We start from the raw sequence: 11,165 nt of genomic DNA, 5'->3' as shown, positions 1-11,165 counted from the left end.
CCACAATCGGCTGAATCTGTAACACCGCCAACCAGAAAACCGTTCCCATAGCCCACACAACGCACCAACCAATAGCGCAAGCCAGCAGTACAGAAGGAAGCGGCATGACAGCAGCAGTAAGCGTTGCGGCCGTGCGCGCCTGCAATCGCATTACCCGCACCAACCGATAAATCGATTCCGCCAGTGGCAATCACATAACGTCATACCTAATGCCCAGCAGCGCAACGGGCGCACCGCGGTTAAGGATGTCGATAAGGCTATCCGAACAAGCGCCCATCCTGAATGTGGAGGGAGAAGAAGTTGGGCGCGACCATGCTATCAATCAGCAAGATGGCAACGAGCGCCAGAAGCTGTGGCACCCCTTTGGTGAACGTTAAGCGGACTTTTTTGGCAGGTTTGACGTTATTGTCTGTCATCAGCTGCCTTCCCGTTTGTACTGCGATTGCCCTGCATCACTGCGGCAACCGAGACTCTCATTATGTTCAAGATGCGCAACGTGCTGCCTGTCGCGCAGCACAATGATGCGATCCGCATAACCGGTCAGTTCTTCCAATCAGAAGAGATCACGAGTAACGCCATCCCCTGCTCCACACAATTTTTCGATCAAGCGAATGATCTCAGCATGCGCGCCGACATCGATTCCTCGCGTTGGCTCATCCAGAATCAAGAAGCGCGGTTCTGTTGCCAACCAGCGCGATAGCAGGACTTTTTGCTGATTCCCACCCGATAGATACTGAATTTCCTGCTCTGGACTGGGCGTACGGAATCCCTAATAGGCTGATAAATTTTTCAGCGGATACGGGTTTGCTCACGTAAGGAAATGGGTTTCAGCCAGCCACGTTGCGCCTGAAGTGCCAGAATGATGTTCTCGCGTACCGTTGCCGCACCGACAATGCCGTCAGTCTTGCGATCCTCAGGGCAATAGCCAAAACCGAGCTTTCCTGCTGCACGCGGTGTGCGAATGCTAACTTGTTTGCCATCAACTCTGGCTTCACCGGCATCAGGCACGTTAATACCAAATATCAGCTGCGCGGTTTCTGTCCGCCGGACCCCAGCAGACCAGCGAGGCCAACAATTTCTCCCGGGCGCACGGAAAGCTCGAAGTCATTAATCGAGCCACGTCGGACCATAGTGTTTAAACTGCACGATGGGCTCACCTGAGACGTCACTATGTTCGCCACGCTTCAATAACGTTTCATCAAAACTGTGCCCCAACATCATTTGGACTAATTCAATACGTGGTAATTCTGCGGCAGGCAATGCCCCCACTAATCTTCCATTACGCAAAACGGTAATTCTGTCCACTAATGCGATAAACCTGATCCAGAAAGTGCGTCACAAATACCATACCGATTCCGCGGTCGCGCAACTTCCGCAATATATCCAGTAGCATATCGACTTCTTTTGCATCAAGGCTTGCAGTCGGGTTCATCAAGAATTAGAACTTTAGCGGAAAGATCGATAGCTCTGGCGATAGCTACAATTTGCTGCACTGCGATGGAGTAATTACCAAGAGGATGGCTAACATCGATCATCAGTCCATAATTCAATAAAAGTGCTTCGGCCTGGTGCAGGATTTTATGTTGATCCACGATGCCCCAGCGTGTGGGCTCACGGCCAATAAATAGATTTGCCGCAACGGACAGATTCGGTAATAGATTGACTTCTTGATAGACCGTGCCAATACCCAATGACTGAGCATGAGCCGTATTGACAGGATTAATCGCCATACCATCGAGGATAATTTCCCCCGTTGAGCGATGGTAAACGCCAGTCAACGCCTTAATTAACGTTGACTTCCCTGCACCATTCTCTCCTAGTAGCGCCACTATTTCGCCGCGATTAAGCGTGAAGTCCACTTGATCTAGTGCTTTTACCCCCGGAAACTCAACGCTCATGCCCCGAATATCTAACAACCGTGTCGTTTCCATCAGCATCACCTATGCGACAACTTAACAAGGCTACATCACACCTGAGCAATATTATGGTAAGTAGGCTGACAATATTCACTGTCCCGTGATTAAACGGTGCAGAAAACATAGCAAGCCTACTTTCCCATATTCATATTTCTGCCAGGTATTTAGAAAAATTTATATCAATGATAAATCCACAATATAAATCTCAATAACCAAGGTCTTTCTTGGTTTCATATTCCTGTTTTGCCGTGTCAGGCAGTAATAAACGTGATTCAGTTTGAATGAATTTTTCAGGCTGTTTCCCGTCCTTCTTCATCGCTAATAAAGCATCAAAAGCCGGCCCAGCCATATTAGGTGTTAATTCAACGGTGGCATTAGCTTCGCCATTCATCATAGCTTTGAAAATATCAGGGACACCATCAATGGAGACAACTTTTATTTGTGAACCAGGTTTCAAACCAGCTTCTTTAATTGCCTGAATAGCGCCTATTGCCATGTCATCATTATGTGCATAAACCGCACAGATATTTTTTCCGTTCTGCTCAGCTTTAATAAAGCTTTCCATGACCTCTTTACCCTTGCTACGAGTAAAGTCTCCCGACTGTGAGCGAATAATTTTTATCTGTGGATCTGAAGCGATACCGTCAGCAAACCCTTTCTTACGATTTATCGCAACGCTAGCCCCAACCGTTCCCTGCAGCTCAACAACATTACAAGGTTTGCCAGCGGCTTCTTTCACAAGCCACTCCCCTGCCACTTTTCCTTCATAGACGCTATCAGAGGCGATAGCAGCGGTGTACAACGATGGGATCGCTTACCTCAATCGTTCTATCAAGCAGGAACACTGGAAATTTTTGCTTCTTTAGCTTCCTGTAAGACTGGTGCCCAACCTGTCGCGACAACTGGAGCAATAAATATGGCATCTACGCCCTGAGCGATGAACGACCGCACAGCCTTAATCTGATTCTCCTGCTTCTGCTGAGCATCCGCTATTTTTAACGTTATCCCACGCTTCTCGGCTTCCTGCTTTGACACCTTAGTTTCCGCAGAGCGCCATCCTGATTCTGAACCAATCTGGGAAAACCCAACCGTTAAGGGTTTTGCCTGTACGCACCACATAAACGCAGTGCTTACAGCAACAGCTACCAGTAAACGTCTGTACATACTTAAACTCCTTCTGTGTAGTCTTACAGCTACTTAGTCAGATTTCAGGTACAGCATAGCGCTACGAATTTCTGCTGTAGCGCTACCGATTGTGATGTTGGCAGGTATCACTAACAAGTGAATGCAACCTGAAGGATCGTTCTGAAAAACAACTTCCTTTCACTCAGGTTGTAGATAGTTTTAGTTCAAATATCGAACAAGGTGAATGAGCAAGTTCACAACCTGGTATTACGGTTATTTTGTGCATATTTACAGCTAAATCAGCACGATCTATCAACAGCACATTAGCGAATTTTATCTATTAAATAACAAAACGTTAGATTAATTAGACATCCAGAGGGGAGAAAATACGAAGAAATTGGAAAGAAGGATACGAGACAGGATCGAGCATAAAGTACAGATCAAAAAAAACCCTTCACGATAACGTGAAGGGTTTTATTTGGCAGGGGCGGAGAGACTCGAACTCGCGACACCCGGTTTTGGAGACCGGTGCTCTACCAACTGAGCTACGCCCCTAAATTACGCTTAACATTATGCCTGCTAAAAATTAGCAGGCATAATTTTTAATAAGTGGCGGAACGGACGGGGCTCGAACCGCGACCCCCTGCGTGACAGGCAGGTATTCTAACCAACTGAACTACCGCTCCACCGAATTTCTCTACAACCACCAGATTGCTCCGGCTTACTGCTTAATTTGATGCCTGGCAGTTCCCTACTCTCACATGGGGAAGCCCCACACTACCATCGGCGCTACGGCGTTTCACTTCTGAGTTCGGCATGGGGTCAGGTGGGACCACCGCGCTATCGCCGCCAGGCAAATTCTGTTTCATTCCAGCCGTTACTGTGCTGACTTTCTCTCTCTTGTCATCACGTAACCACCAGAACCAATCTCTGAACAAGCTGAACATCGTTCTTATATGAGTCTTTCATCACAAAACACCTTCGGTGTTGTAAGGTTAAGCCTCTCGGGTCATTAGTACTGGTTAGCTCAACGTATCGCTACGCTTACACACCCAGCCTATCTACGTCGTCGTCTTCAACGGCCCTTCAGGGGCATCTAGTGCCCAGGGAAGACTCATCTCGAGGCAAGTTTCCCGCTTAGATGCTTTCAGCGGTTATCTCTTCCGCACTTAGCTACCGGGCAATGCAATTGGCATCACAACCCGTACACCAGTGGTGCGTTCACTCCGGTCCTCTCGTACTAGGAGCAACCCCTCTCAATCTTCCAACGCCCACGGCAGATAGGGACCGAACTGTCTCACGACGTTCTAAACCCAGCTCGCGTACCACTTTAAATGGCGAACAGCCATACCCTTGGGACCTACTTCAGCCCCAGGATGTGATGAGCCGACATCGAGGTGCCAAACACCGCCGTCGATATGAACTCTTGGGCGGTATCAGCCTGTTATCCCCGGAGTACCTTTTATCCGTTGAGCGATGGCCCTTCCATTCAGAACCACCGGATCACTAAGACCTGCTTTCGCACCTGCTCGAGCTGTCACTCTCGCAGTCAAGCTAGCTTATGCCTTTGCACTAACCTCCTGATGTCCGACCAGGATTAGCTAACCTTCGTGCTCCTCCGTTACGCTTTGGGAGGAGACCGCCCCAGTCAAACTACCCACCAGACACTGTCCGCAACCCGGATCACGGGTCCACGTTAGAACATCAAACATTAAAGGGTGGTATTTCAAGGTTGGCTCCATGCAGACTGGCGTCCACACTTCAAAGCCTCCCACCTATCCTACACATCAAGGCTCAAGGTTCAGTGTCAAGCTATAGTAAAGGTTCACGGGGTCTTTCCGTCTTGCCGCGGGTACACTGCATCTTCACAGCGAGTTCAATTTCACTGAGTCTCGGGTGGAGACAGCCTGGCCATCATTACGCCATTCGTGCAGGTCGGAACTTACCCGACAAGGAATTTCGCTACCTTAGGACCGTTATAGTTACGGCCGCCGTTTACCGGGGCTTCGATCAAGAGCTTCGCCTTGCGGCTGACCCCATCAATTAACCTTCCGGCACCGGGCAGGCGTCACACCGTATACGTCCACTTTCGTGTTTGCACAGTGCTGTGTTTTTATTAAACAGTTGCAGCCAGCTGGTATCTTCGACTGATTTCAGCTCCATGAGCAAGTCACTTCACTTACCATCAGCGTGCCTTCTCCCGAAGTTACGGCACCATTTTGCCTAGTTCCTTCACCCGAGTTCTCTCAAGCGCCTGAGTATTCTCTACCTGACCACCTGTGTCGGTTTGGGGTACGATTTGATGTTACCTGGAGCTTAGAGGCTTTTCCTGGAAGCGTAGCATCGGTTACTTCATCACCGTAGTGACTCGTCATCACGCCTCAGTGTTAACGATGACCCGGATTTACCAAAGTCATCCACCTTCACGCTTAAACCGGGACAACCGTCGCCCGGATAACCTAGCTTTCTCCGTCCCCCCTTCGCAGTAACACCGAGTACAGGAATATTAACCTGTTTCCCATCGACTACGCTTTTCAGCCTCGCCTTAGGGGTCGACTCACCCTGCCCCGATTAACGTTGGACAGGAACCCTTGGTCTTCCGGCGTGCGGGTTTTTCACCCGCATTATCGTTACTTATGTCAGCATTCGCACTTCTGATACCTCCAGCAGCCCTCACAGGCCACCTTCGCAGGCTTACAGAACGCTCCCCTACCCAACAACACCTAAGTGTCGCTGCCGCAGCTTCGGTGCATGGTTTAGCCCCGTTACATCTTCCGCGCAGGCCGACTCGACCAGTGAGCTATTACGCTTTCTTTAAATGATGGCTGCTTCTAAGCCAACATCCTGGCTGTCTGTGCCTTCCCACATCGTTTCCCACTTAACCATGACTTTGGGACCTTAGCTGGCGGTCTGGGTTGTTTCCCTCTTCACGACGAACGTTAGCACCCGCCGTGTGTCTCCCGTGATAACATTCTTCGGTATTCGTAGTTTGCATCGGGTTGGTAAGTCGGGATGACCCCCTAGCCGAAACAGTGCTCTACCCCCGAAGATGAGTTCACGAGGCGCTACCTAAATAGCTTTCGGGGAGAACCAGCTATCTCCCGGTTTGATTGGCCTTTCACCCCAGCCACAAGTCATCCGCTAATTTTTCAACATTAGTCGGTTCGGTCCTCCAGTTAGTGTTACCCAACCTTCAACCTGCCCATGGCTAGATCACCGGGTTTCGGGTCTATACCCTGCAACTTAACGCCCAGTTAAGACTCGGTTTCCCTGCGGCTCCCCTATACGGTTAACCTTGCTACAGAATATAAGTCGCTGACCCATTATACAAAAGGTACGCAGTCACCTAACAAGTAGGCTCCCACTGCTTGTACGTACACGGTTTCAGGTTCTATTTCACTCCCCTCGCCGGGGTTCTTTTCGCCTTTCCCTCACGGTACTGGTTCACTATCGGTCAGTCAGGAGTATTTAGCCTTGGAGGATGGTCCCCCCATATTCAGACAGGATGTCACGTGTCCCGCCCTACTCATCGAACTCACAGCTTGTGCATTTTTGTGTACGGGACTATCACCCTTTACTGTGCGACTTTCCAGACGCTTCCACTAACACACAAACTGATTCAGGTTCTGGGCTCCTCCCCGTTCGCTCGCCGCTACTGGGGGAATCTCGGTTGATTTCTTTTCCTCGGGGTACTGAGATGTTTCAGTTCCCCCGGTTCGCCTCATGACACTATGTATTCATGTCATGATAGTGTGTCGAAACACACTGGGTTTCCCCATTCGGGTATCGTCGGGTATAACGCTTCATATCAGCTTACCGACGCTTATCGCAGATTAGCACGCCCTTCATCGCCTCTGACTGCCTAGGCATCCACCGTGTACGCTTAGTCGCTTAACCTCACAACCCGAAGATGTTTCGATTGATTCATCATCGCGCTGCGATTATTTGAGAGACTCATTGACAGACTGATTCATCACGACACACCCGAAGGCGGTCATAATTGTTCAGCTGTCATGTTTCAATTTTCAGCTTGTTCCAGATTGTTAAAGAGCAAAACTTCGCAGTGCACCCAAACAGGTACACTCTGAAATTTTCTATACAGCGAGTAGTGATGGTGGAGCTATGCGGGATCGAACCGCAGACCTCCTGCGTGCAAGGCAGGCGCTCTCCCAGCTGAGCTATAACCCCATCGTTGCTTACAGATACCTTAGATACCACTCACGGAAGAGTTGGTAGGCCTGAGTGGACTTGAACCACCGACCTCACCCTTATCAGGGGTGCGCTCTAACCACCTGAGCTACAAGCCTATTAAGGTATTTCTGCTCGTTATTTTCATCAGACAATCTGTGTGAGCACTTCACTCAACGCACATCTTCTTGGTAAGGAGGTGATCCAACCGCAGGTTCCCCTACGGTTACCTTGTTACGACTTCACCCCAGTCATGAATCACAAAGTGGTAAGCGCCCTCCCGAAGGTTAAGCTACCTACTTCTTTTGCAACCCACTCCCATGGTGTGACGGGCGGTGTGTACAAGGCCCGGGAACGTATTCACCGTAGCATTCTGATCTACGATTACTAGCGATTCCGACTTCATGGAGTCGAGTTGCAGACTCCAATCCGGACTACGACGTACTTTATGAGGTCCGCTTGCTCTCGCGAGGTCGCTTCTCTTTGTATACGCCATTGTAGCACGTGTGTAGCCCTACTCGTAAGGGCCATGATGACTTGACGTCATCCCCACCTTCCTCCGGTTTATCACCGGCAGTCTCCTTTGAGTTCCCGACCGAATCGCTGGCAACAAAGGATAAGGGTTGCGCTCGTTGCGGGACTTAACCCAACATTTCACAACACGAGCTGACGACAGCCATGCAGCACCTGTCTCAGAGTTCCCGAAGGCACCAAAGCATCTCTGCTAAGTTCTCTGGATGTCAAGAGTAGGTAAGGTTCTTCGCGTTGCATCGAATTAAACCACATGCTCCACCGCTTGTGCGGGCCCCCGTCAATTCATTTGAGTTTTAACCTTGCGGCCGTACTCCCCAGGCGGTCGATTTAACGCGTTAGCTCCGGAAGCCACGCCTCAAGGGCACAACCTCCAAATCGACATCGTTTACAGCGTGGACTACCAGGGTATCTAATCCTGTTTGCTCCCCACGCTTTCGCACCTGAGCGTCAGTCTTTGTCCAGGGGGCCGCCTTCGCCACCGGTATTCCTCCAGATCTCTACGCATTTCACCGCTACACCTGGAATTCTACCCCCCTCTACAAGACTCTAGCCTGTCAGTTTTGAATGCAGTTCCCAGGTTAAGCCCGGGGATTTCACATCCAACTTAACAGACCGCCTGCGTGCGCTTTACGCCCAGTCATTCCGATTAACGCTTGCACCCTCCGTATTACCGCGGCTGCTGGCACGGAGTTAGCCGGTGCTTCTTCTGCGGGTAACGTCAATCAGCAAGGTTATTAACCTTACTGCCTTCCTCCCCGCTGAAAGTGCTTTACAACCCGAAGGCCTTCTTCACACACGCGGCATGGCTGCATCAGGCTTGCGCCCATTGTGCAATATTCCCCACTGCTGCCTCCCGTAGGAGTCTGGACCGTGTCTCAGTTCCAGTGTGGCTGGTCATCCTCTCAGACCAGCTAGGGATCGTCGCCTAGGTGAGCCATTACCTCACCTACTAGCTAATCCCATCTGGGCACATCTGATGGCGAGAGGCCCTAAGGTCCCCCTCTTTGCTCTTGCGAGGTTATGCGGTATTAGCTACCGTTTCCAGTAGTTATCCCCCTCCATCAGGCAGTTTCCCAGACATTACTCACCCGTCCGCCGCTCGTCACCCAAAGAGCAAGCTCTTCTGTGCTACCGCTCGACTTGCATGTGTTAGGCCTGCCGCCAGCGTTCAATCTGAGCCATGATCAAACTCTTCAATTTAAGATTTGTTTGATTTGCTGAACTCGTCAGCGATGCTCAAAGAATTAAAACTGTTTATTCGTAATGAATTTACTGTTGTTCACTCTTCAAGACTTTTTATATCGTTAAGATACGGTCTTGTGAGTGCCCACACAGATTGTCTGATTAAATTGTTAAAGAGCAGTGCCACTTCATCGGTGGCGCGGGCTGCATATACTATGCTTTTCCGCTGTGAAGTCAAGTCATTACTGACCGCCTTCGATGAATCTTTTTCCTGTTACCGCAACTGCATGTCGCTGTTGCCGTGTCAGTGGAGGCGCATTATAGGGACTTCTCGTCAGGCCGCAATAGGTATTTTAAAGAAAAATGACTGTTTGCTGCATTCCACAGCAAAACCCTGCCTTATACCTTTTTTTGCACAAACTTATCCACAGAAAGCATTCTATTCAAAAATTGACGAGCATCACGCAAACGTTTTCGCTACAATTCACCCCGTTCAAAATCGTCGTGTTTCTGCGAACGCTAACTGAATATTTCTCTTTATTCCGCAATTATTGCTCTGACAAAGACGATATTCACATACCGTTCTTTACTGACTACCCAAATCCAGGGGATAACATCATCATGCAACAACGCCGTCCAATTCGCCGCGCTCTGCTCAGCGTTTCTGACAAAGCAGGTATTGTCGAATTTGCTCAAGCTCTGTCCCACCGTGGCGTCGAGCTCCTTTCAACGGGTGGAACCGCCCGTTTGCTGGCCGATGCTGGCTTAGCGGTGACTGAAGTCTCTGACTACACCGGCTTCCCGGAAATGATGGATGGGCGTGTGAAGACCCTGCACCCGAAAGTACACGGCGGCATTCTGGGACGGCGCGATCAAGATGATGCAATCATGACGCAGCACGACATCAAACCGATTGATATCGTGGTTGTGAATCTGTATCCGTTTGCTCAGACCGTCGCTCGTGAGAACTGCACATTAGAAGATGCGGTTGAGAATATCGATATCGGTGGCCCGACGATGGTTCGCTCCGCCGCCAAGAACCATAAAGATGTGGCTATCGTGGTCAAGAGCAGCGACTACAGCGCCATCATTAATGAAATCGATGCCAACGAAGGTTCACTGACCTACGAAACCCGTTTCGATTTAGCGATCAAAGCCTTCGAACACACTGCCGCTTACGACAGTATGATTGCCAACTACTTTGGTGCACTGGTTCCGCCTTACCACGGTGAAACAGATAAACCATCAGGTAACTTCCCGCGCACGTTAAACCTGAACTACATCAAAAAGCAGGACATGCGCTACGGGGAGAATAGCCATCAGCAAGCTGCCTTCTATATAGAAGAGAATATTCACGAGGCCTCTGTCGCCACCTCGACACAGTTACAAGGAAAGGCGCTGTCTTATAACAACATCGCCGATACCGATGCGGCGCTGGAATGTGTGAAAGAATTTGCCGAGCCGGCCTGCGTTATCGTTAAGCATGCGAATCCGTGCGGCGTAGCGATTGGCGGCTCAATTCTTGATGCTTACGAGCGCGCCTACAAAACCGACCCGACATCTGCATTCGGCGGCATTATCGCTTTCAACCGCGAGCTGGATGAAGAGACGGCGCAGGCCATCATTAGCCGCCAGTTTGTCGAAGTGATTATTGCCCCATCTGCCAGTGATGCCGCATTGAAGGTAACCGCAGCCAAACAGAACGTACGTGTCCTGACTAGTGGTAGCTGGCAACAACGCGTTCCTGGTCTGGACTTCAAACGCGTCAACGGTGGTTTGCTGGTACAGGACCGCGATCTGGGCATGGTCGATGCGTCTCAACTGCGTGTTGTGACCGAGCGCCAGCCGAGCGAACAGGAATTACGTGATGCCCTTTTCTGCTGGAAAGTGGCTAAGTTCGTTAAATCCAATGCGATTGTGTACGCACGCGACAACATGACCATCGGGATAGGCGCTGGCCAGATGAGCCGCGTTTACTCAGCGAAAATCGCCGGTATCAAAGCGAGCGATGAAGGGCTGGAAGTAAAAGGTTCCGCTATGGCGTCTGATGCGTTCTTCCCATTCCGTGATGGTATTGATGCCGCTGCGGCCGTTGGCATTACCTGCGTGATCCAACCGGGCGGGTCGATTCGTGATGATGAAGTCATTGCTGCCGCCAACGAACACGGCATTGCGATGATCTTTACCGACATGCGCCATTTCCGCCATTAATTCTGGAGC

At 50.2% G+C, this 11,165-nt stretch carries 1 protein-coding gene, 4 tRNA genes, 3 rRNA genes and 3 pseudogenes; 1 reads left to right on the top strand and 10 read right to left on the bottom strand.

Annotated features, from left to right (window positions below):
• The 10 genes and pseudogenes from H4F65_RS21660 to H4F65_RS21615 form a co-directional block, all read right to left on the bottom strand.
• Window positions 1–416: pseudogene (locus tag H4F65_RS21660) on the bottom strand (ABC transporter permease subunit); the annotation flags it as partial.
• 15 nt (window positions 417–431) lie between these two features.
• Window positions 432–1,931: pseudogene (ytfR, locus tag H4F65_RS21655) on the bottom strand (galactofuranose ABC transporter, ATP-binding protein YtfR); the annotation flags it as partial.
• Between the two features lie 190 nt (window positions 1,932–2,121).
• Window positions 2,122–3,080, bottom strand: a pseudogene (ytfQ, locus tag H4F65_RS21650) (galactofuranose ABC transporter, galactofuranose-binding protein YtfQ).
• A gap of 440 nt (window positions 3,081–3,520) precedes the next feature.
• Window positions 3,521–3,596, bottom strand: a tRNA-Trp gene (locus H4F65_RS21645).
• A 55-nt stretch (window positions 3,597–3,651) separates the two neighbouring features.
• Window positions 3,652–3,727: transfer RNA gene (locus H4F65_RS21640), tRNA-Asp, on the bottom strand.
• 52 nt (window positions 3,728–3,779) lie between these two features.
• A 5S ribosomal RNA gene (rrf, locus tag H4F65_RS21635) occupies window positions 3,780–3,895 on the bottom strand.
• Between the two features lie 137 nt (window positions 3,896–4,032).
• Window positions 4,033–6,938 (bottom strand): 23S ribosomal RNA (locus H4F65_RS21630).
• Between the two features lie 215 nt (window positions 6,939–7,153).
• A tRNA-Ala gene (locus H4F65_RS21625) sits at window positions 7,154–7,229 on the bottom strand.
• 42 nt (window positions 7,230–7,271) lie between these two features.
• Window positions 7,272–7,348 (bottom strand) — tRNA-Ile (locus tag H4F65_RS21620).
• A 73-nt stretch (window positions 7,349–7,421) separates the two neighbouring features.
• Window positions 7,422–8,963: ribosomal RNA gene (locus H4F65_RS21615) — 16S ribosomal RNA — on the bottom strand.
• Together the 16S, 23S and 5S rRNA genes with 4 tRNA genes alongside form the textbook arrangement of a ribosomal RNA operon.
• A gap of 603 nt (window positions 8,964–9,566) precedes the next feature.
• On the opposite strand from H4F65_RS21615, the gene purH reads away from it, so the two are divergent.
• On the top strand, window positions 9,567–11,156 hold the full coding sequence (purH, locus tag H4F65_RS21610) for a bifunctional phosphoribosylaminoimidazolecarboxamide formyltransferase/IMP cyclohydrolase (protein WP_010285525.1): 1,590 nt from the start codon (window positions 9,567–9,569) through the stop codon (window positions 11,154–11,156).
• Window positions 11,157–11,165: the final 9 nt, after the last annotated feature.

Origin of the sequence: Pectobacterium brasiliense (genome assembly GCF_016950255.1) — a bacterium.
Taxonomy (GTDB): domain Bacteria; phylum Pseudomonadota; class Gammaproteobacteria; order Enterobacterales; family Enterobacteriaceae; genus Pectobacterium; species Pectobacterium brasiliense.
Note: the sequence above shows the minus strand (reverse complement) of the source record. Positions and strands in the feature narration are given on the sequence as shown.

What these genes read in the sequence shown, in the direction of transcription:
- purH (WP_010285525.1), top strand. Translation starts at nt 9,567, where the DNA reads ATGCAACAACGCCGTCCAATTCGCCGCGCTCTGCTCAGCGTTTCTGAC.